This window comes from Aquaspirillum sp. (genome assembly GCF_055136605.1).
Genome location: NZ_JBSQVP010000017.1, coordinates 1 through 23,679, shown reverse-complemented (window position 1 = coordinate 23,679; position 23,679 = coordinate 1). Strand labels below are relative to the sequence as shown.

The following is a 23,679-nucleotide window of genomic DNA, read 5'->3' as shown; positions in this document are numbered from 1 at the left end:
TTACCGTACCGGCTGACTTAATGTTGCAAAGGTTTCTGCGCTTTTTTGCAGCACTTCGGGCTTTTTCCATAACGAGATACCATCGAAACGACCTTGTTCCACCACGCGTTCAAAACGATAAGCAGCCTCGGTGCCGGCACCACCAATCGCCCCTGAAATAGCGCCATTCCCCGATGTACCAACAAATAAACCTTGTTCGTTAATATGACCTGCTGAGAGGAAACCAACAGCCCCTGTCTCGCGATGATGTAGGTTGAGTTGTGTACTGTATTGGGCAGTATCGAAGTTAATCGATAGATTGCCCCCATCGACACGCGCTAATTGGGCTTGGTCGCTGCCACTTGGGCGGTATTCTGCAAAGGCGCCTTGTAGTGAAAACTCGGTTTTACCACCCCCAGTAGGAAAAATTGGCTGTTGTTTATCGCGCATTAAGGTGTAACGCAGATTACCCATCAGCGGGGTTCGGCCTTCCCTAACTTCGCCCAGAGGCACTGACACGATATCCCCTACACTGGCCTCACCTAACCGCCCCCAAACCAAGGCAGGGCCACTAATGGGTTTGTCGGTGGGCTCTTTGGGTTTTAATACCACAGCGTTATCCAGTGATTGCGTAATCAATGGTTCAGCCAATGAATCAGTACGACGATTGCTGGTATTGGTGTTGGCGGCTGTGGTGGTTGTGGTAGCGTTATTGCGTGTACTGGTTTCTGGTGCGCTAATCCCTTCGGGATTGAGTAAGTCATTCAATGGCACCAAACGGGGACTGAGTTGACGACGTTGTAACTCCAACATCACATTACCCATATCTGCGGCAAGCTGTTGTGCTGTTTGAGTGGCGCATGGGCCAAAGGCATCAGCACGACACCCCTCCCCCAAAGGCGCAACCACGATAGCCCCTGAATGAACCGCCGCACGCAGGCGCTCGCTATCAGCTTGGACCACAAAATCAGTCCCGCGTACGCCAATTGCCGCAATGGGGGTGTTTAAACGAAAACGATCTCGTGCCGCCTCGCCCCATTGGCCAGTAATCGACCGGACAGTGCCTTGTTCAAGCTTGAATTTAATCGCGGATTGTTCGCTGTTTTGTGCATTGTGCCGATAGTCTTCAATGACCAGACGGCTACCGGGCCGAACACTCACGAAAGCACCATCGACAAAACGAATATGGACATGGCCACCTTCGCTGGTTTCGATACGATCACCAACCTTGATACTCATACCACGGTTGAGAATTTGAGCTTGACCTTCGGCAGTGATCTGTTTGTTATTGCCGATGACTAAAGTGGCTTCTCCCACTGTTGAACCCGCCCAAACCGCATAGGGCGTTAAGGCAAACAACAGACTTACGGTAAGCGGGGAAATTCGCGCAATCATGGCAGTGCCTCACAGCACAGGGACTATAACAGCCAGATTATGGCGTAACCGTAGGGAAAAAGATGTGACTGGGCGCACATCTTTGAAAAATGCCTTAAGCATGAATTACTTAAGAAAATTTTCTGTTATAGTCGCCCCATTTTTACGGCCGCCAGCTTGGCCCCTCAATGCCAGTTCACGTTAATTTTCTGCATCGTTTTGCCCTTCTTCGCGATTTGCCGGCGACCACGCTTGAGCATCTCGCGGCAAATATGACTTTGCAGTCGTTATCACGACGCGAGGTGGCGTTGTCACGGACTGAAGTTGGGCAGGGGTTGGGATTTTTGTTAGAAGGCCGTTTGCAAGGTGTTGATTTTACTGTTGATGGGCGCGAGGTGGGTTTGTACTTCGTTGAACAGGGAGACTATTTTGGTGAACTATCGGTTGTAGATGGTCAAGCAGGTGCCGAATTTGTGATTGCAGTGGCCAAGTCTCAGGTTCTATTTTTGCCACGCGATATTGCTCGCAGCTTTATTTTTGCTTCGCCAACAGTGGCAGAACAAATGATGTTGCGTTTAGCACAACGTGTGCGGGCAGTGACCGCGCAGCGCATCCTGTTATCGCTCCCCAACCCATTTCAACGCTTGTGTGCTCAACTTCTGCAACTGTCTGGTGAAGGTCAGCAAGCGGAAATCAGTCATCTTCCAACACAACAAGAGCTGGCGATCATGATTAACACCAGTCGTGAGACCGTCACTCGCTCCTTTCAGTTACTACAAACAAAACAAGTGGTCAGTCGTGAGGGTAATAGCCTCACAGTGCATGATGTTCGCTTTCTGCGCGAGATTGCAGAAGGTAAAATCGACCCCCCAAAAAATTAACTTTGACTGGCGCATTTCATGCCCTTGCCTGCACTTTCTTTTTTCTTGCCGTTTCGCCATCGTACCTTGGTCTGGCAATTTGCCCGTCGTGAAGTATTAGGGCGCTATCGTGGTTCCCTGTTAGGGATTGGGTGGTCGTTTATCACCCCATTATTGATGTTGGGGGTCTACACCTTTGTGTTTGTCGGTGTCTTTAAAGCACGCTGGCCGGGAGCGGAACAGGGTGGTGGATTGGAGTTTGCGCTACAAATTTTCACGGGCTTAATGGTATTCAACTTGTTTGCTGAAATTGCCAGCCGCGCACCACGACTGATTATTGAGCAACCCAATCTGGTAAAAAAAGTGGTGTTTCCACTGGAAATTTTACCGTGGATCAGTGTGCTTTCTGGGCTGTTTCATCTTGTCCTCAGCTGTTTGATTTTATTAGCCGCAACACTGGTGCTGCGACAGCATATCCCTTTCACGGCACTGGCATTACCGTTTGTTTTGTTGCCTTTCTTACCCTTTTTATTGGGTTTAGGGTGGCTGTTCGCAGCACTTGGGGTGTTTGTACGGGATGTGGCACAGATGATGGGGCTGGCCGTGAATGTAGCGATGTTTCTTTCACCGGTGTTTTATTCAGCCAAGGCACTTTCAGCGCAGATGCAGTTTTGGATGCATCTCAATCCGTTGACACTCATTATTGAGAGCTTGCGCGCTATTCTGTTGCATCAACAATGGCCAGACTGGGCTGGCTTGGGCCTGTATAGTCTGATGGCCATGTTGTTCTGTATTGCCAGTGGTCTGTTTTTCCAAGCAACACGGAAGGGATTTGCTGATGTGCTCTGATATTGCTATCCGTGTGCAGGATTTAGGAAAACACTACCATATCTACCAAAAACCAGCCGACCGGCTAAAACAGATGCTGTTTGGGAAGCGTCGCCAATATTATCGCGAGTTTCACGCCCTCAGCCATATCAATTTTGAATTAAGAAAAGGTGAAGTGCTGGGTTTAGTGGGGCGTAATGGAGCAGGAAAATCCACCTTATTACAAATAATTTGTGGGACATTAACTCCAAGCCATGGCACCGTGGAAGTCAATGGTCGGGTTGCTGCTTTATTGGAATTAGGGGCGGGTTTTAACCCTGATTTTACTGGCAGAGAAAATGTCTATCTGAATGCCTCAGTGTTAGGTCTGTCTAAAGACGAAATCGATGCTCGCTACGACAGCATCGTTGAGTTTGCAGGCATTGGCGATTTTATTCATCAACCGGTTAAAACTTACTCCAGCGGTATGTATGTTCGTTTGGCCTTTGCCATTGCGACCAGTGTGGATCCTGATATTTTGGTTGTTGACGAGGCATTGTCTGTCGGAGATGGTGCTTTTTCACGTAAATCATTTGATCGGATCATGAGTTTGCGAGAAAAAGGCGTGACTATCCTATTTTGTTCTCATTCGATGTATCAAATTGAGAGCATTTGTAATACGGCAATTTGGTTAGAAAAAGGTCAACAAAAAGCATTTGGCTCACCAGCCGCAATTGTCACCGATTATCAAGCGTCGTTGAATGACACTGCAACCGAGCAAAGTACCGACATCCCAATTGCAGCAAACGGACATGCACGCTTATCAAAGATTCGTTTGCTATGTGATGGTGTCGAAGGTAAGCAGCTCTCTGCCCGTAGTTTGCAATCGGACATTGTCTGTGAGGTATCATTTCAATCCGACCCTAACCTGCCCGCGCCTGCTGTCGCCTTCACCATTGATAATGCCGAGTGGCGTATGGTTGCCAGCGCCTTGTCGTTAGAAGCGGGGGAAATCATACGGCAAGCGGATGGCTCGGCCACGGTGCAACTGCATCTCAAGGCGCTACCTTTGTTAAAGGGGCGTTATAGTCTGAGTGTCTATTTAACTTGTGAACGCGGCTTACACTTTTATGACGCGATGCCGCACGAATTGGTATTAGATGTCACACAGAGCAGCACGGAACAAGGCATCTTCCACTTGCCACGGCAATGGCATCTGGCAGGGGCGGTCAAATGATTTCCGTCCTTATTGTTAACTATCATTGCGCTGCCTTGACCTCTCGTGCGGTGTCTAGCGTACTCCGTGAATGTCCGTCTGCCGAAGTGATTGTGGTAGACAACAGTGAATCGCCAGAAGAGGCCGAACGATTACGTCAGGCGCTGCCTGCCAACTGCCGTCTTATTATTGCTGAACGCAATCTCGGTTTTGGTCGTGGTTGTAATCTGGCTTATCAAGCTGCAACACAAGATGTCATTTTTTTGCTGAACCCAGATGCCTTAGTATTGCCTGAAGCTCTACAACAACTTCATCATTTCTTATTACAGACTCCCGACGCGGGTGCTGTTTCTCCGATCAGTTATTGGGATCAAGCACAACGTTGGCTTCTTCCCCCCGGCCAAGCAGTCAGTCCACGCACAGAATATGCAATTCAAAAAGCATTGGCCGATCAAAAACAAGGCCAAATTGCCAGCTATCAATGCCGACAACAAGCTTGTGCTGCACTCTACACAACCGCTGCGGTGCCGCAAACCATGTTGTCTGGTGCCCACCTGATGTTGACTCGAGCGGTCATTGATCGTCTCGGTGGTTTGTTTGATGAAGCTATTTTTATGTATTACGAAGATACGGACTTATGCCGCCGTATCGAAGCCTTAGGTTTAACGCTCTATCTCTTACCGACCGCACAAGTGGTACATGAATGGCAGGCTGCACCGAGCAAAATGGCACTGAGTCAAGCCAGCCACCGCTACTATCTGACAAAACACTTTGCTGATGATTATCAACAATATAAGTGGCGTTTGGCACAGCCATCTGAACCCAGACTGCCGACAGCGACTGAGCTAGGGTCATGTTCACAACCGCCGCAGTGGCCGGTACCGGAAGCATGGCAAGATGATTGGTTGCTCGAATTAAGTCCACATCCTTTGTTTATCCCAGCCGCTTATCAGCGTGGACAAGGCAGCATTGCGACAGTCAGCAACGAGGTTTGGCAATGTTTAGGCAGTGGCCGCTACTGGGCGCGACTCAGCCCTTTCTCTGCGACAGATCTTTGTGAAAGCCAACGGTTTCAGTGGGATAAGCCTGTTGTCGAACAAGCCGCCTATTCAACTTTACTGCAACCGTTACATGATCTTTCTCAACAGTTTGCCGCACAACACACACTCAGCGCCTCACAGCTATCGCCACAACATCAGCCGTTAGCAGAACGTTTTGGTTGGATGTGGGACAGCGATCAGGCTTGCTGGAAAAAACAGCGGCAGCCACGCTGGTCGTTAGCATGGGCAGAACAAGGTAAAAATGAACAGGCTTGGGCAAGTTTGTTTACTGCGGCTTTTGGCTATGTGATGCCCGAAGCTCAACGGCAGTGGAAATATGCCCATGCCAATCCCTTTGGAGTCGCCGTGTTTCGTGAAGAGACAATGGTGGCTTTTTACGGTGGTATGCCGCGTGCGATTCGCTATTTTGGACAACCTAGCCGAGCAGTACAAATTGGGGATGTGATGGTCCATCCCACTGAACGGGGGGTGTTAACTAAGAATGGCCCGTTCCAGCTCGCTGCTGCCACCTTTTTGGAATATCAAATTGGTTATGGCAAACCCCACTTATTGGGATTTGGCTTTCCCGAAAGTAAGGCTTTAAAACTGGCAACACGGTTAGGCCTGTATGCACAAGTCGATCAGATGGTGGCGTTACATTGGCCGCCGGCTGCCAGACGATGGAGCCCACGTGTTTACGCTCGTCCGGTCACCCCACACGAGGCAGGCATTGTCAACACGCTCTGGGAGGACATGGCAGCCGCTTTTCAGAACAGCATTATTGGGGTGCGTGATTGGGCTTTTATTGCACATCGTTATTTAGCACATCCTACGGTTTCTTATCAGTTATTGTTGGTACGTCGTCGCTGGCGACATCAGCCTTTGGCCGTCGTCATATTGCGTGATCGACCTCAGGAAGAGGCGGTAGAATTGGTAGACATGATTGCCACGCCCGAACATTTTTCCATCGCAGTGGGGGTGGCCCGCCGTTTTGCTTTGCGGGCTGGCCGAAAAAAATTATTTGCTTGGCTCACTCAAAGTCATGCACCCGCAGTTGCAACCGCCACTGCCGCAACATGCCACCCGCTCGATATTGTCATTCCCACCAACATTTGGTCACCTGGCCCAGACGTTACCACCCTTGAAAATCATTGGTGGTTAATGGCTGGCGATACGGATTTTCGCTAATGCAGTCTTCATCCCGTTTGTTAATGGTGACGCGTGAACATTTGGCCGATCGTCGCTATGGTCTTGGGCGCAGTATCACCCCCATTCAAACTGCACTTGAGCAACAAGGTTGGCATGTGCGTTACCTGTGTCAACACGATTTAACCGCTGCCGATCTAGCAAAACGTCAGCGATATCTACGCTATTTCAATCATGTCCCGTTATTGCGACACCACATGGGTCGGCGCTTGATGTTGGGTGCTTGGGCGGAACGGCTGCAGATGGGGTGGCTAGCTGCTGAAATTGCCCACAAAGAACAATATCGCTTTGTCCATCTGCACGATCCTTGGCTAGCCACAGGCTTTGCATGGGCCTATCGGCGACTGGGATTAAAGGGCGTTTATTGGGGAGTGACTCAACATGGATTTGGCTGTTATAGCCGTGCCACTCACGATGATGGTTTAATTCAAGGGCCACGTGCACAGCGTTGGTTACGCCGCCTTGAGGCACGCACTTTAGGCGCTGCTCACTGGGTTGTCGCACCCACCCAACTTTCGTTAGAACAACTTGCGCGCGATTTGGCGTTGCCTTCCATTCCTCACCACTGGCATGCCATTCCCCATGCCCGACCAGAATTGTCAGTGCCTAGCCGAGATGACGCACGCCAGCAGTTGCAATGGGACAAAGGGGCATTTTATGTCTTAGCAGTTGGCCGAATAGTGCCATTAAAACGATTTGATTTATTAGTCACAGCCTGTGCCGCACTCGCTGCACGCTACCCGCAGTTGCGATTGTGTATTCTAGGTGAGGGACACCGAGATCACCTATACGCACAAGCGAGTGCGGCTGGTTTTGCTGATCGACTGTTTTGTTTAAGCACTGAAGACGTCAGCCCTTATCTTGCCGCTGCTGATTTATATATCAGCACGTCTGCTACAGAATCATTTGGCTTAGCCAACTTAGAAGCTTTAGTCGCCGGCACTGCCAGCTTGTGTACGGCCGTAGGCGGTGTGCCTGAGGTGGTGGGAGCTGGTGCACAACTGATTCATGGTGAGCAAACCGTTCTACAACAAGCTATCGAAGGTTTTTTACAACAGCCAACACACTTAGCGTATTGGCAACAATGTGCCAAACAACACGCTCAACAGTGGCCAGATAAACAACAAATAGGAGCCGCCTATGCTGCGCTTTATCAAACGGTGGCAGCAAACCATTCCTCCACCACTTAGCGAGTTGACCTTATGTCCCCTGCCACGTCCCTTAGCACTCGACGTGGCAAAAAAAGTGCTGGTTTTTGCGCCGCATCCTGATGATGAAAGCCTTGGGTGTGGTGGCACACTGGCTCGCTTAGCACAACATTGCCCTGTAAAGGTGGTGTTAGTGACCGACGGCAGCGGTGCAGGTGGATTGCCCGCAGGTAGCGATCTTATTCGTCAACAAGAGTTTATTTCTGCATTGGCCCATCTCGGTATCACCGATTATCTGCTCTTACAGCAACCAGATGGCGCATTCGAAGCTACGGCAGAAGTGATGACTCATCTTGATCAAATCTTGCGTGACTATCAGCCAAACTGGGTGTTTCTGCCATCACCTTTGGATTATCACCGCGATCACGTCAAACTCAGCCATGCCTTATCGGGGCTGTGTCAGCGTGTAAAAAGCATTGAGACCTTGCTTTTTTATGAAATTTGGGCGCCATTGCCGGCGAGTCACGTGGTTGACATCAGTGCTGTAGTAGAGCAAAAACGACAGGCACTACACGCACATGCAACAGCCATGGCTTGTGCAGATTATGAAGAAGCGATGTTGGGATTAAACCGTTATCGTGGCTTATACCTCGGCAAAGGAAAACTTGCCGAGGCATTTTATGTTGAGAGCTTACCCTTCTCCACCGATTTAATAAAACAGATTCAACAAATTGGCTTATCTTTACTGCGTAAAATCCGTTTTTAATTGTGCGACTTCTTGTAATTTTTGTTCAATTTGTGGCCGAGAAAAGGCGTGCAACCCATTCTCACGCCAAATATATTCATCATAAATCAGCAAACCATTTTCGTGATAAAAGCTCGCCACACTCTTTAACATCATTTTTGGGTGATAACGGTCACGTAAATACTGCTCTTTCATTTCTGCTTTTGGTTGAAAGGTAATGTGGTCGTGCCATACTAATGCCCCAGGTGCATTTAATAGGCGCAAGCCACGTTTTTTCAGAGCAAACGACACGCCAGCATCCTCAAAGGTATTAGGATAACCATCATGTAAGTATTCTTTGATGTTTAACGTGAACAGCGTTGCTCCAATTGGACACCAATCAACTTGGCGGAATTGGCAAGAAGGCAGTGCCTCAAACGACTCACCACGATCAAATAACGCTAAATCAATCACATCGCGTTGATTTTGATGTGATAAAACTCTCCCACCACTAAATTGTAATTTCCCATCAGGGAATACTACTCTACAGCATACTGCGCCGACATCATCATAAGCATGAGCACGCAGTAATAATTCCTCTAACCAACCTGGTTCAGGAATTTCATCATTGTCAAAAATAATAAACCAATCTCCACTTGCGTATTCAAGAGCTTGACGTCGTCCTTGGGCTGGGCCTAGATTACGATCACCATAATGCACTTTTAGCTGAGGAAATTTGCCATCAATATACTCACGAATAAAATCCACAGTTTCAGCTGTAGAGCCATTATCATATAAGATAATTTCGTGTGGAATAGTTACCGTCTCGGTTAATCCCTGAATCGCTTTAAGGGTTTGGGTATGCTTGCCGTAGGAAAGCATAATAAATGAAATAAAATGTTCAAATTTACCGTGGCGGATATTTTCACGTAGACAGGCTTCATTTTGAATTAACTGAGTTAAGCGATCTTGCTTACGTTTTTGGGTTTGTGTGGTTTGTTGGCCATGTAAACGATGGAAATATAGGAAATCTGGTACATGAACAAAACTGCTCGAAGGATAATGAAAGGCAATCCGCATCAACATTTCATAATCTTGTGCAGAGTCAAACCGTGGATCAAATAAGCCAACCCGAGAAAAAGCATCACGCCGAATAAGCTTCAAATGTGTGGCATACATCGCCCGCAAATTTTCGGCAAAATAATCCTGACGAGGCAAACTCATAAAGTGAATACGGTTGATTTCTTGGTTATTTTCATCAACATTCACACGACCAGTGTGTAAATATACCGTATCATCACGCCACGCCTGTATACAGCAGGAAATAGCGTTAGCAGGAAGATAATCATCGCAATCTAAAAAGGCAATAATATCGCCTTGGGTTCTCATTAACGCTTCATTTTGAGCACGACAAATACCAACATTTTCACTGAGATGGTGAATTTGTAATCGCGGTTCACCTTCTAAGCGTTGTAAAATACGCCCCACCTCAGGATCGGGTGAAGCATCATTCACCACCACAACTTCTAAATTCTCCCAATCTTGCGCCAAAGCACTCCGAATACATTTTTCAATATAATTTGCGTGGTTATAAACAGGGATAATAATGCTAACTAAAGGTTGTTTACCTAATGGACGGTAAACACGCAACCCGGTATTGACTGGTGGCGTATCTGTTTGTGAATACACCATTAGGGTGTTACGAACCTGTCTTTTAACATTAGCTGGAATCCACGCAATCAAACGTGAGAAAGCAGGATTGCGATAAATTGCGGTTGCGATATCAAGCACACTACGAGCAAGATAAGTGCGCGCTTTTTTTAAGTTTTGTTGTGCAGGGTACTGACGCAAAATATCGGCAATGTGGCGTAAAGGCTTGGTAAGACGCCAAGATTTACTATTTTCATAGCCTAAACGCTGTTGTTCTAAATAATCATTCTGTTTTACTAATTCGTTTTGTAAAGAAACAACATGACGAGCATAACCAAATAAATCTTGTAGTTGTTGTACTGTCCAACGCTGTCGCCACTTAGCGATAATCTGTTGTAAGGCTTGTTCGGCTTGTTCAGCACGATCAATTTTGACCCCGGCGCCCGACTGACCATGAATACGATAGACAGCAGAAACACCTGGCACATGAATAAAGTGCTGAACACTCAAACACTGTAGCCAAAAATCCCAATCTTCAAATAAATCAAACGCAGGATCAAAAAGAATATTCTTTTGTCGAATTTTTTTGCAATCGAATAACACCGCGTGGATTGGAATATAGTTCTCAATCAACAATCTTGTTGGGTTGAAGGGCTCATCAAATATTCTCACTTCTTGACCATTATTCTCAACACAACGGATACCGCTATATATCCAAGATTCAGGATGGGCAAGTTGGGCAGTGACTAGTTTTTCAATATGTTCTGGGAGGAACCAGTCATCATCATCCAGAAAAATACCATATTGGCCTGTTGCGTTTTCAAGCAACAGATTAGCTGCTACGCAGCGCTGCAAAGGGGTGTCACTGTCAATAATTTCTAGTGAAAAAGGAAAATCTTCTGGGATATATTGATCCAGAGGGCGCACACCTCCTCCAGCGTCAACAATCAACACTTCTATTGTTTGATAATGTTGTTGGGAAATTGACTCTAGCGCCTGCGTTAATTCTGGGCGACCTGTGCTACGAATCAAAACGCTGACAAGCGGTGTTTCTGGTTTCATTATGGGCGAAATTAAAAATTAAAAAATAACACGAAGCCAATTGAGCTTTTGACAATAAAATAGAATTGAATCAAAAAGTTATGGCTTGAAGAGAGCCCGCTAGTTTAGCATACGGTGTCTAAGCAAACAAAAAAGCACGAATCCCACGACACAGGCGGTATCATGCTCGGTTTCTGCTCTCCAGTGATTTGCCTGACGTGAATATGTCTGTTTCTTTTCCTCCTCGCCGTCTTGCTGTAGCGCCCATGCTTGATTGGACAGATCGCCATTTCCGGCGCTTTTTTCGTGAAATTTCCCGCCATACTTGGCTCTATACCGAAATGGTGAATACCGGCGCCGTGTTGTATGGTGATGCAGCACGACATTTGCGCTTTAGCGAAATCGAACAACCTTTGGCGCTGCAACTCGGTGGTTCAGAGCCCAAGGATCTGGCACGCTGCGCGAAATTAGCTGAACAATGGGGTTATCAAGAAGTTAATCTCAACGTCGGTTGTCCTTCTGAACGGGTACAACGTGGGGCTTTTGGGGCTTGTTTGATGAAAGAGCCTGACTTAGTCGCTGATTGCCTCAAAGCGATGCAAGATGCCTGTACGCTGGATATCACGGTCAAACATCGTATTGGGATTGATCAAGATGAGTCGTATCAGGTGCTATTAGATTTTGTCGGTCAGCTTGCCGAACAAGGGTGCCGGACATTTATTGTTCATGCTCGGAATGCAATCTTGAAGGGGCTGTCTCCCAAAGAAAACCGCGAAATCCCGCCATTAAAATACGACTATGTCTATCAATTAAAACGGGATTTCCCACAGTTAGAAATCATCATCAACGGTGGCATTAAAACTTGGCAAGACACCGAACAACATTTGCAGCAAGTCGATGGGGTCATGATTGGTCGTGAAGCCTATCACCAACCGTGGCTGTTCCATGATGCTGATACCCGTTTCTTTGCCGCAGCACATAACCCAAATACTTCGCGTCAGGCAGCCTTGCACGCATTCCTTCCCTATGTCGAAAGCCATCTTGCTGAGGGAGGTAAAATGCGCGACATTGCACGCCATCTTCTTGGTTTAATGACTGGGGTAGCAGGGGGACGTAAATTCCGTCAACTGTTGTCGGATGCAACCCAGTTAAAAGATGCCGACGGCCAACTTCTGCTGCGCGCCGCCCAGCTCTGTGCCGACTAAACCCTCTCTCGGATGTGTGACACCATGCTAACTCAACTGCTTCTTGCCTCAAACAATGCAGGCAAACTGAAAGAATTTTCAGCACTATTGGCACCACTCGGTATTTCACAAATTGTGCCACAAGGGCAATTAGGTATTCCCGAGGCTGAAGAACCCTATGGGACGTTTATTGAAAATGCCTTGGCCAAAGCACGCCACGCTAGCCGCTTGAGTGGCTTACCTGCTTTAGCTGACGATTCCGGTTTATGTGTAGATGCACTAGGCGGTGCCCCTGGGGTGCTGTCTGCGCGTTATGCTGGTGAACCCAAATCGGATCAGCGCAATAACGAAGCGCTATTAGCAGCACTCGATGGCACGGAAAATCGGCAAGCACATTATTACTGTGTTTTGGTGCTGGTCCGTTCTGCAGAAGATCCCCAACCGATCATTGCCGATGCCGTGTGGCGTGGCCATATTTTGCCCGCACCACGTGGAGAAGGCGGATTTGGTTATGACCCACTGTTTCAAGCACAGGGTTACGAGATAAGCGTAGCGGAAATGGCAAGTGTCGAGAAAAACCGCGTGAGCCATCGTGCCCAAGCCTTGGTTCAGTTGGTCAATCGTTTACAAGCGCTGCAAAAATGAGTGTTTCACCTTTACAGTTTCAACGCCCAGAACATCTTACCCAACTGAATAGCTTGCCGCCCCTGTCGCTGTATGTCCATATTCCGTGCAGCCGCGTTGGACCGACTGCTTTTGGCTTTACATGCACGACTGAAAATCAACCCCGATGCTGAAATTACGCTCGAAGCTAACCCAGGCACTTTTGAAGCAGAACGTTTTCGTGCTTATCGCGCCAGTGGCATTAACCGCCTGTCCGTTGGAATTCAGAGTTTCGATGCTGAAAAATTACAGCGTTTAGGTCGGGTTCATGACGGAGAACAGGCACGGCGAGCGCTTGAAATTGCCGGCCAACATTTTGACAACTTCAATGTTGATTTGATGTATGCCTTACCAGCGCAAAGCTTGTCACAGGCAATCTGTGATATTGAAACTGCTTTGAGTTTTGGCCCAACTCATCTTTCCGCTTACCATCTAACACTCGAACCCAACACCCTATTTGCTGCACAACCACCGGCAGATCTGCCCGATGATGAATTGTCAGCAGACATGCAGCAGGCGATTGAACAACGCTTAGCCCAAGCGGGGTTTGAGCACTATGAAACGTCAGCGTTTTGTTTGCCGCAACAGCCTAGCCGCCATAATCTGAATTATTGGACATTCGGCGACTATCTCGGCATTGGCGCCGGTGCCCATAGTAAACTGTCTTTTCACGATAAAATCGTGCGCCAAATGCGCGTTAAACAACCTCAAGCCTATTTGGCAGCGATTGAGGCAGGTCAACCCGTTCAAACGGACCATGTCATTGCCGCAGATGATTTGGCTTTTGAGTTTATGATGAATGCTCTAAGGCTCAATCACGGCTTTGCCAAAAGTCTGTTTCATGAGCGCACAGGGCTATCAATCAGTGCGATTTTGTATGAGTTAGATGCCGCACAACAACGTGGTTTGTTGACGCATACCGCTCAAGATATTATCCCGACCCAACAAGGGCGTCGTTTCTTGAACGATTTACTGGCCATTTTTCTTCCCGACTAACATTCCCACAAGGAGTCACTTTGATGAGCAAAACCATCATCCATACTGAACATGCCCCTGCAGCGATCGGCGCTTATTCCCAAGCTGTTCGCGCTGGCAACACGGTCTATTTGTCAGGTCAAATTCCATTAGATCCCACCACGATGCAATGTGTTGAAGGGGGTTTTGCTGAACAAGCCCACCAAGTGTTCAAAAACCTGCAAGCGGTATGTGAAGCTGCTGGGGGATCACTGAACGATATTGTGAAGTTAAATGCTTTTTTAACTGACTTGTCCAATTTCGCTGTCTTTAACGAAGTGATGGCGCAATACTTTACCCAACCTTATCCCGCCCGCGCTGCCATCGGCGTTGCCAGCTTGCCACGCGGCGTGATGGTCGAGGCTGATGGGGTGATGGTGTTGAGTTAACCATCTAAGCGCAAACACAAAACCTTAAAACGGCTTTGCTGTTTGCGCTAGCCCCCCGTTATGAATAACAGGGGCTGTTAGATAAGGTTGTGTGTTAGCTGATCCACCCAATATTTGTGACACCATCCGCACCACCAGCGAGTTCTGCAGCAGATACGCCAACGAGTTGCACCAAATCATGCACAACCACATTCCCATCAACTAAAGCTGTACTGGTTGCAACATTTGCAGTAAAGCGTAACAAACCAACATGCGCAGCCCCACTGTTGTCATTCCAAACAATCGTTATGGCTTCCCCTGCAGTCATAGCTTGACTGGTTGTCAGCGCATTTGTGTTGCTGCTACCACCTGTCCCTAAACTATCCACCAAAGCGTCGACAGTGGCATAGTTCCCTGCAATATAGAGCACATTAGCGTCTGTCAAAGTCGTAGAACCACTTACCGTCAAAATGGTAGCAGTGTTATTTGCAGCAAGGTCTGTAGAATTCCCACTACTGATATTGACTGTTACACCTGTCGCTAACGCACCTGCTGTTTCTAACGCAGAGAGGCTTAAGACAATGACGTCATTGGTTGTACCAGCACCTTTGGCAAAACCCGACACCATGTCAATACCCGCGTGAGTCAAGACTACGACATCACGTGCTGCTGCAATTTCACTCAAAATCAAGGTGTCAGTCCCTTCGCCACCCACAAAAGTATCGCTGCCTTCTCCACCGGTGAGCATATCTGCCCCTGTTCCACCAACGAGACTATCGTTACCAGCCGCACCATTTAAGGTATCCAAAGAATTGCCACCGGTTAATGAATCGTCTCCGGCACCGCCGATGATACTAAAACGGCCACCATCAATTTCCAGACTGCCATTGAAGGTCAACTTGCCGGTAGATTGCGCTGTAATGACGTTAAGTACAGCACCTGCTGCTACCACATTATCTGTGGTAGAAAGAGAAACATCAGTTGTTGTATTAGCAATTGCAATCGTTTCAAGATTGCTCAACCCAGCCAAACTGACCCCACTTTGTGCAGTATTACCAGTCAAATTCAAGGTATCAGTTCCTGCCCCACCATTTACAGTTGTCGTGGCATTGATCTTGTCGGTAGCGAAGGCAAAGCTATCGTTACCACTGCCACCGGTAACAGAAACGGCGCTGTGTGCTGTACTGGCATGGGTATAATTAAGCACACCCATTAAAGAACTGCCATTGATCACATTATTGGCAGTGCTATCTGCGTTGGTCAGCGTCAGATTAGCTACTCCGCTTATCACCACATTGGCTGCATTACCGCCGTTTGTACCATCAGCAAGCGTTAAGCTGCTGTTGCTGTTAACGTTTAGGTTGATATTTTCCAGCGCGCCATTTCCAACATCCAATGAAGCAGCATTTCCTGTTGCGACCAATTGGAAGGTCAAACTATCGACAGCGCCGGCCTCAGTGGCAAGATCGAATTTTTGGGCACCGTTTATCTCAGAGAGGGTGAAGCTTTGTCCTGAACTAGCGCCAGTGCCAATAAAAGATGTGCCTTTAATCGTAATCGTCTTGCTATTGACCACGTTAGCAAGACTCATCTCACCGCTGTTATAGCTTTCGATAGTGATATTTTCGATCCGGTTGATCGTGGGCGCCGTACTGACTGCACTCGATAAGGTGATGTTTAAAGTATCGTTATCGGTGGCGCTGTTGTCTAGTAAAGTAGCACCAGACAAGACAATCGCATTATTGGCTGTGATGGTATCGTCGTTGCTTGATAAGTTACCTGCAGGAGAGACATTCACTGAAGTTCCTGTATGACTTAACACGGCATTAGCAGCAGTTAGACTATAAGAACGTGGTACAACAGGTGTAATACTATTATCGATTTGCGTTTTAGCCTGTGTAACGCTGGCCGCATCACTGCCGACACTGCTGATCGTCCCTTGCAAACTGGCCAAGTCAGTAGCGTTACCATTTTTAGTCAATGTGTAATATTTCGCCACATCAACACGGTTGTTAAATTGTTGTACTGCCAATCCCCAATTAGGGTCACTGCTTGAGATACCTAGCAGCGTGACCAAGGTAGTCAACACAGCATCTGCACGCGATACCCCTGCATTTAATTGCCCAGCCATCCAGTTTGCGGCCCACTCTTTATTCGCAACTGAAACCGTATTGCCGAGCAGATTGCTCATATATTTGTTAGCAAATTGGGTATTGGTGTCAAATAAGGGATAGAGCGCTGTAAAAGCAGGAGAATTCACCAGCCCCTTTGCCAAGCTTGCCACCTCACTACCCGCGTTGAGACTTTTGGCAAAGTCATTCATGTAGGTCACACCCGGTGCAGCGTTAAACAGCCCGACTGTCATTTGTACCAGTTGCGTTTGTTGTGCTTCGCTAATCATTGATCAAATCCTTAATAAAACATCAGCAGAAATCAGTTGACCGACAATCTACCATGTTGACCATGACTCGCAAATGGCGCTCGAAAATAAAAAAAGCGCACTCAACGCGCGCTTTTTTGTGTGAGGTCAGCCTTTTTTAACGCATGACGACCGTTTGCACATTTAACCGTTGTGCCACATCGCGGGCACGAGAAACGGTGATAAATGGCCCAAGACGAACCTTATAGAGACCGTCGTGGTTGATGATCTCCACTTCTCCCTCCGTGTCTTGATCATCCAGCATACTCTGCATCCGGCTGCGGAAAATTTCCGCGTTGACATGCGTGCTAAAGGCACCGAGCTGGAGAAATACTGAGCTGCCATCAGCACTGCGCAGTGTTTCGGGGCGAGAAAGTGGCGAATCGGTTTGATTGATTTTTGCCAAACCAGTTCGGCGCAAGTCTTCCCCAAAACCATCCGTCGGCAATACCCGTTCCACCACCACTTCTGCCCGACCATTATCTAAATAGTCCAAGCGATGTGCTGCCGCATACGACAAGTCGATTAAACGGCTTTTATGGAATGGGCCCCTGTCATTGATTCTGACAATCACCGACTTGCCATTGCGCACATTTGTGACTTTGGCATAGCTCGGGATGGGCAACGTAGGATGGGCTGCACTCATGGAAAACATATCATAGGGCTCACCTGATGAGGTTTTGCGACCATGAAATTGTCTGCCATACCAAGATGCCATCCCACGCGCTTGATAGCTGCGGTCGGTGGTATCTGGCACAAAAGTTTGCCCAAGGGCAGTGTAAGGACGATTAGCCCACGGATTGAGTGCTTCGACTTTAGGCAAAGCATCGGGGACGGCATCAAGGTTAACCGGCACAAACGCTGCCGGGCCGTCATTTTGAAAATATCCACCGTCTGTGACAGAAGATGGGGAGGAGATGGAAGTGGTAGGCGAAGGTGTTTGTGCTTTGCGAATGCTGGCAGATGATGTCTTTTTCCCCGTTTGAGGGGTGGCACAAGCGGCCAAAAGACTGACAGCAAACACTAAGCACAACCATCGGATACTAGCTTGCATCGGTTGAGCTCCTTATGCGGCTGCGCCAAGGCTTTGCTCTGTTGACTCTACCTCGTCAGGGCAAAAAACAGATCGCTTACTGGGTTTAGCATCCTCCAGCAAAATCAAGCTGCCGCCATCCCTCAAATATGGCCACAGCGACCGTATTCGATAAATTCATACTGCGGCTTTGGGGCCGCATGGGAAGACGAAGCTGACGATCCTGAGGAAGGATGTCTCGCACCTCGGCAGGCAGACCACGCGATTCAGGACCAAAGAGAAAGACATCTCCTGCCTGATACGCTACCCGATCAAATCGGGTTTGGCCTTTGGTGGTAAAGGCAAAGATTCGCCGCCCCTCAAGAGCCTTGAGACAGCTAGGCCAATCTTCATGCACAACCATCTGCGCATACTCGTGATAATCCAGCCCCGCACGCCGTAATTTGGCATCTTCGAGGGGAAAACCGAGTGGTTTTACAAGGTGCAGCTCACAGCCGGAATTGGCGCATAGACGAATGATATTGCCCGTATTGGGCGGGATTTCCGGCTGGTACAAAACAACAGTAAACATACAAAGCGTGCCGATTTTTACGGTTTATCAAAGACTTGGTCAAGAAAAATGAGCAGGGGTGCTTGCAAATACCCAAGCATCAACCTGTTTTGCCCCTGCTGCTAACAGCGTTTTTGCTGCTTGAGCCAAGGTGGTACCAGTGGTCATTACATCATCAATCAACACAATTTTTTGCCCTGCGACAGGGCAACTGACAGCAAAAGCATGACCGAGATTGTGTTGTCGTTGCTGTGCATTAAGACCGACTTGGCTTGGGGTGGCGATTGTACGCGCCAGACAGTGAAAAGAAACCGGAATTTGCCGCAAATGCCCTAGCTGTAAGGCCAATTCAGCACTTTGGTTAAACCCTCTTTTGGCAAAACGCTGTGGATGTAGCGGAATCGGTACCAAAAAATCGGGGGCGAAATCAGGCGAGAGCGGAGGCAAATAACGGTGCATCAAACGTGCTAAGGGCGCCGCTAAAGTGAGCTGGCGGTGGTACTTAAATTGTTGGACGAGACGGGTCAGTGGCCAGTGGTAGGGAAAGGCCGCTGTAATCTGTTGTAAAGGTGCAACGTTTTTTTGTGGGCACTGTTGGTGTTGTCGCTGCCAGTCCTGTTCACAGGCAGAGCAAAAGTCATCCTGACAACGTTGACCACAGAGCAAACAGGTTTGATGAATTTTTAAGCTATTGTTCAAAAAATCCAGAAATAAGTTTGACAGCACCGCCCTAGCTGACGATGCTTGAGGCATTTTCTTTTCTCTGTATTTGGCTGCCATGACTACTGCGACCCCCATTCGTTTTGCGACCCCCGCAACACCTCATCCTGTGGCCAACCAATGGCAGGTGAGCGATATCGAAGCCTTGTTCGATCTGCCATTCTTAGATTTGGTCTATCGTGCTGCCAGTGTGCACCGTGAACATTTCGATCCACAAACCATTCAACTATCGACCTTACTGTCGATCAAAACCGGTGGCTGTCCTGAAGATTGCGGCTATTGTCCCCAATCTGCTCATCACAGCGGTAGCGTGGATAAACAGGGGCTATTGGCGCTAGATGAGGTATTAGCCGCAGCACAAGCGGCGAAAGAGCGTGGAGCCAGTCGTTTTTGTATGGGCGCAGCATGGCGTGGACCAAAACAACAAGACCTTGAAGCGGTAAAAGAAATGGTCAGTGCCGTGAAAGCGTTGGGTTTAGAAACCTGTGCCACCTTGGGTATGTTGAAAGATAACCAAGCCCAACAGCTGAAAGATGCTGGCCTCGACTATTACAACCACAATCTGGATACCGCCCCAGAAAAATATAACGATATTATTCATACACGCCAATATGAAGACCGTATCAATACTTTAGGCAAAGTGCGTGATGCTGGTTTGCATGTCTGTTGTGGTGGGATTGTGGGGATGAATGAAACTCGCCAAGACCGCGCTGGACTGATTGCACAGCTGGCAAACCTCGATCCACAACCTGAATCCGTACCGATCAACCAACTGGTTAAAGTCGAAGGTACCCCGTTAGCGGAAGCAGAAGACCTTGATTGGACAGAATTTGTCCGCACCATTGCTGTAGCACGCATCACCCTACCTAAAAGCTATGTTCGCCTGTCAGCAGGCCGCCATGAGATGCCAGAAGCCATGCAGGCGCTGTGTTTCATGGCCGGCGCTAACTCGATCTTTTACGGGGAAAAGCTGCTGACAACAGGCAATCCGGAATCAGACCACGACCGAAAACTGATGGCCAAACTCGATTTGCGCCCACTGTCATAACCGATAGGCTATCAGCACGCCGGCACGGATTGCTTTTGTGATCTCAGAGGAGGAGACCTCGCATGACCAAATCCACCGTGTTGGCGACCTTATTGGCGCTGTCCACCAGCTTGGCGTTTGCCAATCCCCCCGTCCACAGCCGTAGCTACAGCAGCAAACCACAGCGTGAAACCCATAGCGAAGCCGAACACCATCCGCAGCATGGTGGTGGTTGGGAAGTCAATGCGGGGGCCAGCTTGCGTGAACATCGGGCGCGGGACATGGCACCGATGCAGCAAATGCAGCCCATGAGGGACATGCAGCCGATGGTTGAGATGCAGAGCATGTCCACCATGCAACGGATGCCGCGTTTTCAGCGCCATCACCGCACCGACATCATGCTATTTGCCAAAGAATTTCCCGACTATTTTGATGCCTCACATCCACGCAACTTTAATGGGCTCCCCCCTGGGTTGCAGAAGCATCTTGCCCACAGTAAAGGATTACCCCACGGTTGGCAGAAAAAACTGATTCGCGGGAAACAACTGCCGACTGATGTGTGGATTTATGCCCAACCCATTCCGGCCCATGTATTGCCGGATATTTATTTACCGCCCAACACCGTACTCTATGGCCTCAATGGTAAAGCGCTCTTGTTAGCTGCCACAGGTCTTGTCTTGTTGGATAGTTTTGACGTGATGTAAAGATGCCTACCCCAGCCGAACTCAGCCCTGCCCTAGACCACCTTGCCGCCATTCATCGGCTGCGCCATCGCTACGTTTTAGACAGTCCGCAAGGACGTGCACTCACCACGGCTGACCAAGCGCTGTTGTCGTTTGCAAGCAACGATTATTTAGGCCTTGCTAATCATCCGGAAGTCATTGCGGCACTACAACATGGGGCAGCGCAATGGGGTGCGGGGGCAGGGGCTTCAGCATTGGTGAATGGGCATCTTCGCCCCCACGCCACACTTGAGCACACCTTAGCACAGTGGCTACAGGCCGAAGCAGGGCTGTTATTTGGTGATGGTTTTTTGGCCAATATAGGGGTTATACCGGCGTTAGTTGGGCGCGGAGATGCGATTTTTGCCGACCGCCTTAACCATGCCTCACTTAATGCTGCCGCTCAGCTATCACGGGCCCAACTTCACCGTTTTCACCATAACGATATGTCACAGCTGCGCCACTTACTTGCCAATAGCGAAGCCAAGTGCAAACTGATTGCCGTCGATGCGGTGTATAGCATGGATGGTGATGAAGCGCCGTTAGCAGATTTGTTGCAATTGGCAGAAGAACATCATGCTTGGTTGTATATCGATGATGCCCACGGTTTTGGTGTGCTCGGTGCAGGTAAAGGTACCTTGTTTGAACAGGGGGTGTTATCCGCTTCCAGCCAACTGCCTGAACAGGTGGTTGTGATGGCAACCTTGGGTAAGGCAGCTGGTGTGGCTGGTGCGGTAGTGGTTGGGTCACAATCGTTGATTGTTTGGCTCGAAAACCGTGCTGCTACAGCCATTTATACCACAGCCCCCCCTCCGGCGCTGGCCTGTGCCTTATTAGCCAGTTTAGCGCTGATTCGAGATAACACGGCACAGCAACGCTTACAAAACCATATCGCTTTCTTCCGTGAGGCAACGGCAGGGTTACCATGGCCAATTTTGCCATCACGAACACCCATTCAAGCGGTCGTGATAGGAGAAGACAAGCAAGCACTGGCTGCCTCACAACAACTGCGGCAACAAGGGTTCTGGGTGCCTGCCATTCGTCCTCCTACCGTCCCCGAGGGTAGTGCTCGCTTGCGTATCTCTCTGTCGGCCGCACATCAGCAGGCCGATATCGCCGCACTTGTCGCAGCCTTGTGGCAGATTGCCCAGTCTTAATTTTGGAATACACCTAATGTCGATTTACTTTTCTAGCCAAGGCGTTGGCCATGACGTGGTATTGCTGCATGGTTGGGCATTACATGGTGGCGTCTGGCAACGGGTGGCACAGGCGCTTGCGGAGGAATACTGTGTGCATCTGCCAGATTTACCCGGGCATGGCCGCAGTGCAACAGTATCCGCATTTATGTTGGATGAAATTGTGGAAAGCTTGCACAACTGCTTTCCCTTGCCTGTGCAAGTGGTGGGATGGTCATTAGGTGGGTTAATCGCCGCACATTGGGCGCGGCGCTACCCTCAACACATCAAAAGCCTGACCTTAGTGGCCTCGAGTCCCTGTTTTATTCGACAACCGGACTGGCCCCATGCTCAAGCAGCAGAGACAGTGAACCAACTGGCTCAGCAGCTTGACCAACAATTTGATACCACGATTCAACGTTTTTTAGCCCTACAAACCTTGGGTTCAGACAGTGCCAAAACCACGCTAGCTGCCTTGCGAGAATTGGTGTTTGCCCACGGCCGTCCGAGTGGTTTATTAGCGGCGCTACAGCTATTACAAAACACGGATTATCGGCCCCATCTGGCTGACATCACCGTACCGACCTTGGTATTGGCAGGCGCGCGCGATGCGTTGACGCCTTTGGCTGCCGCGCAAACGTGGGCCAATGGGGTGGCCGATGGCCGGTTACAGGTCTTCCCGCAAGCTTCACATGCACCGTTTTTGTCGCATGAAACGGAATTTTTACAGGCTTTACGCCCCTTTTTAGCGGAACATGTGTAATGGAAGCCTCTTTATTTGATACGGAAAAACAACGGGTACGCGCCTCGTTTGATCGGGCGGCTGCCAGCTATGACGGTGCGGCGGTGTTGCAACGTGAAGTCTCCGACCGCATGGCAGAACGGCTCGGTTATATTCGCCATCAGCCTCAACGGGTGTTAGATGCCGGCAGTGGTACCGGCTATGGCGCACAACAGTTACGCCAACACTATGCAGCAGCACAAGTGATTGAACTGGATTTGGCACCGCGTATGCTGGCCTTATCTCGCGACAAACAGCGCCATGAGCGTGGTTTCTTCGGGCGTTTATTACACAAAGACCCACCTTTGGTCTGTGCAGATTTAGAAGCTTTACCACTGCACAGCGGCTGTATTGATTTGGTATGGTCGAATCTCGCTATCCAATGGCTCAATACACCCGACACGGCATTTAGCGAAGTGCAACGGGTGTTGCGTACGGGCGGTTTATTTATGTTTGCCACGTTAGGGCCAGATACGTTGATGGAACTGCGGCAAGCCTTTGCTGGTGTCGATGGCCATACCCACGTCAACCGTTTTATTGATATGCACGACATCGGGGATGCGCTGGTGCGAACTGGCTTTGCCGAGCCGGTGATGGACATGGAAAAAATCGTGTTGACCTATGAAGATGTCAAAAGTGTGATGCGTGATTTGAAAGCCATTGGCGCACACAATGCGATGGCAGGACGTGGCCGTGGTTTGATGGGGAAACGGGCATGGCAACAGATTGAACAACGCTATGAAACCCTACGGCGTGAAGGGCGCTTGCCGGCGACTTATGAAGTCATTTATGGCCACGCTTGGAAAGCCGAACCGAAAAAACCACGTGCGCTTGCCGATGGCCGTCAGATAATCGAATTTCAACCTCGACAAAAAACATCGTAAATAACCCGCGACTGAAGTCGAAGGCTTTATTGTGAAGCGCAGACATGGTTACCCATATCGACACTCCCAACATCAGGCGTATTTACAGCCGCCC

21 protein-coding genes are annotated in these 23,679 nt (G+C 49.0%); 15 read left to right on the top strand and 6 right to left on the bottom strand.

From position 1 onward, the window contains the following. Positions 1 to 1,374, bottom strand: a complete 1,374-nt coding sequence (locus ACTBZS_RS04525) for a FecR family protein (RefSeq protein WP_463043400.1) — start codon at positions 1,372 to 1,374, stop codon at positions 1 to 3. Between the two features lie 167 nt (positions 1,375 to 1,541). Here ACTBZS_RS04525 and ACTBZS_RS04520 point away from each other — a divergent pair, with 167 nt between their 5' ends. The 6 genes from ACTBZS_RS04520 to ACTBZS_RS04495 are packed head-to-tail and all read left to right on the top strand — an operon-like array spanning position 1,542 to position 8,396. Continuing rightward, a complete protein-coding gene (locus ACTBZS_RS04520; protein WP_460430424.1) occupies positions 1,542 to 2,234 on the top strand; it encodes a Crp/Fnr family transcriptional regulator in 693 nt (230 codons plus the stop codon). 18 nt (positions 2,235 to 2,252) lie between these two features. Then, the gene (locus tag ACTBZS_RS04515; protein ID WP_460430425.1) at positions 2,253 to 3,062 is read left to right on the top strand and encodes an ABC transporter permease; all 810 of its coding nucleotides are present in this window, start codon (positions 2,253 to 2,255) and stop codon (positions 3,060 to 3,062) included. Then, the gene (locus tag ACTBZS_RS04510; RefSeq protein WP_460430426.1) at positions 3,052 to 4,257 is read left to right on the top strand and encodes an ABC transporter ATP-binding protein; all 1,206 of its coding nucleotides are present in this window, start codon (positions 3,052 to 3,054) and stop codon (positions 4,255 to 4,257) included. Before ACTBZS_RS04515 ends, ACTBZS_RS04510 begins: the two co-directional genes overlap by 11 nt. Beyond that, the gene (locus tag ACTBZS_RS04505; RefSeq protein ID WP_463043399.1) at positions 4,254 to 6,464 is read left to right on the top strand and encodes a GNAT family N-acetyltransferase; all 2,211 of its coding nucleotides are present in this window, start codon (positions 4,254 to 4,256) and stop codon (positions 6,462 to 6,464) included. Before ACTBZS_RS04510 ends, ACTBZS_RS04505 begins: the two co-directional genes overlap by 4 nt. After that, positions 6,464 to 7,672 (top strand): glycosyltransferase family 4 protein, encoded by a 1,209-nt coding sequence (locus ACTBZS_RS04500; protein WP_463043398.1) that lies wholly within the window; start codon positions 6,464 to 6,466, stop codon positions 7,670 to 7,672. The genes ACTBZS_RS04505 and ACTBZS_RS04500 overlap by 1 nt, the downstream gene beginning before the upstream one ends. Beyond that, positions 7,623 to 8,396: a PIG-L deacetylase family protein gene (locus ACTBZS_RS04495; RefSeq protein ID WP_463043397.1), complete on the top strand. Its 774-nt coding sequence runs from the start codon at positions 7,623 to 7,625 to the stop codon at positions 8,394 to 8,396. The genes ACTBZS_RS04500 and ACTBZS_RS04495 overlap by 50 nt, the downstream gene beginning before the upstream one ends. Here the strand turns inward: ACTBZS_RS04495 and ACTBZS_RS04490 are convergent. Then, positions 8,373 to 11,066, bottom strand: coding sequence for a glycosyltransferase (locus ACTBZS_RS04490; RefSeq protein ID WP_463043396.1), 2,694 nt, complete (start codon positions 11,064 to 11,066; stop codon positions 8,373 to 8,375). The genes ACTBZS_RS04495 and ACTBZS_RS04490 overlap by 24 nt on opposite strands. A 203-nt stretch (positions 11,067 to 11,269) precedes the next feature. Between ACTBZS_RS04490 and dusA the strand changes: the two genes are divergently transcribed. From dusA to ACTBZS_RS04470, 4 genes are all read left to right on the top strand, one after another. Then, positions 11,270 to 12,250 carry a tRNA dihydrouridine(20/20a) synthase DusA gene (gene dusA, locus ACTBZS_RS04485; protein WP_463043395.1) on the top strand — a complete coding sequence of 327 codons (981 nt, stop codon included), beginning with the start codon at positions 11,270 to 11,272 and terminating at the stop codon, positions 12,248 to 12,250. 24 nt (positions 12,251 to 12,274) lie between these two features. Next, on the top strand, positions 12,275 to 12,874 hold the full coding sequence (gene rdgB / locus ACTBZS_RS04480) for an RdgB/HAM1 family non-canonical purine NTP pyrophosphatase (RefSeq protein WP_463043394.1): 600 nt from the start codon (positions 12,275 to 12,277) through the stop codon (positions 12,872 to 12,874). A gap of 72 nt (positions 12,875 to 12,946) precedes the next feature. Continuing rightward, entirely contained in the window at positions 12,947 to 13,888 is a 942-nt protein-coding gene (gene hemW / locus ACTBZS_RS04475) for a radical SAM family heme chaperone HemW (protein ID WP_463043393.1), read from the top strand. A gap of 23 nt (positions 13,889 to 13,911) precedes the next feature. After that, the gene (locus ACTBZS_RS04470; protein ID WP_460430434.1) at positions 13,912 to 14,295 is read left to right on the top strand and encodes a RidA family protein; all 384 of its coding nucleotides are present in this window, start codon (positions 13,912 to 13,914) and stop codon (positions 14,293 to 14,295) included. A gap of 94 nt (positions 14,296 to 14,389) precedes the next feature. On the opposite strand, the gene ACTBZS_RS04465 is transcribed toward ACTBZS_RS04470, so the two are convergent. From ACTBZS_RS04465 to ACTBZS_RS04450, 4 genes are all read right to left on the bottom strand, one after another. After that, a complete protein-coding gene (locus ACTBZS_RS04465) occupies positions 14,390 to 16,675 on the bottom strand; it encodes a beta strand repeat-containing protein (protein ID WP_463043392.1) in 2,286 nt (761 codons plus the stop codon). A 136-nt stretch (positions 16,676 to 16,811) separates the two neighbouring features. Further along, a complete protein-coding gene (locus ACTBZS_RS04460; RefSeq protein ID WP_460430436.1) occupies positions 16,812 to 17,747 on the bottom strand; it encodes a septal ring lytic transglycosylase RlpA family protein in 936 nt (311 codons plus the stop codon). Between the two features lie 85 nt (positions 17,748 to 17,832). Beyond that, positions 17,833 to 18,297, bottom strand: coding sequence for a tRNA (uridine(34)/cytosine(34)/5-carboxymethylaminomethyluridine(34)-2'-O)-methyltransferase TrmL (trmL, locus tag ACTBZS_RS04455; protein WP_460430437.1), 465 nt, complete (start codon positions 18,295 to 18,297; stop codon positions 17,833 to 17,835). A 39-nt stretch (positions 18,298 to 18,336) separates the two neighbouring features. After that, entirely contained in the window at positions 18,337 to 18,975 is a 639-nt protein-coding gene (locus ACTBZS_RS04450) for a ComF family protein (protein ID WP_463043391.1), read from the bottom strand. 79 nt (positions 18,976 to 19,054) lie between these two features. Between ACTBZS_RS04450 and bioB the strand changes: the two genes are divergently transcribed. The 5 genes from bioB (at position 19,055) to bioC (ending at position 23,585) form a co-directional block, all read left to right on the top strand. Continuing rightward, positions 19,055 to 20,044 carry a biotin synthase BioB gene (gene bioB / locus ACTBZS_RS04445; protein WP_460430439.1) on the top strand — a complete coding sequence of 330 codons (990 nt, stop codon included), beginning with the start codon at positions 19,055 to 19,057 and terminating at the stop codon, positions 20,042 to 20,044. A 62-nt stretch (positions 20,045 to 20,106) separates the two neighbouring features. Next, the gene (locus ACTBZS_RS04440; RefSeq protein ID WP_463043390.1) at positions 20,107 to 20,727 is read left to right on the top strand and encodes a hypothetical protein; all 621 of its coding nucleotides are present in this window, start codon (positions 20,107 to 20,109) and stop codon (positions 20,725 to 20,727) included. A gap of 2 nt (positions 20,728 to 20,729) precedes the next feature. Continuing rightward, entirely contained in the window at positions 20,730 to 21,902 is a 1,173-nt protein-coding gene (bioF, locus tag ACTBZS_RS04435) for an 8-amino-7-oxononanoate synthase (RefSeq protein WP_460430441.1), read from the top strand. A gap of 16 nt (positions 21,903 to 21,918) precedes the next feature. Next, positions 21,919 to 22,683: a pimeloyl-ACP methyl ester esterase BioH gene (bioH, locus tag ACTBZS_RS04430; RefSeq protein WP_463043389.1), complete on the top strand. Its 765-nt coding sequence runs from the start codon at positions 21,919 to 21,921 to the stop codon at positions 22,681 to 22,683. Then, the gene (gene bioC, locus ACTBZS_RS04425; protein ID WP_463043388.1) at positions 22,683 to 23,585 is read left to right on the top strand and encodes a malonyl-ACP O-methyltransferase BioC; all 903 of its coding nucleotides are present in this window, start codon (positions 22,683 to 22,685) and stop codon (positions 23,583 to 23,585) included. The genes bioH and bioC overlap by 1 nt, the downstream gene beginning before the upstream one ends. The last annotated feature ends 94 nt before the right edge of the window (positions 23,586 to 23,679 follow it).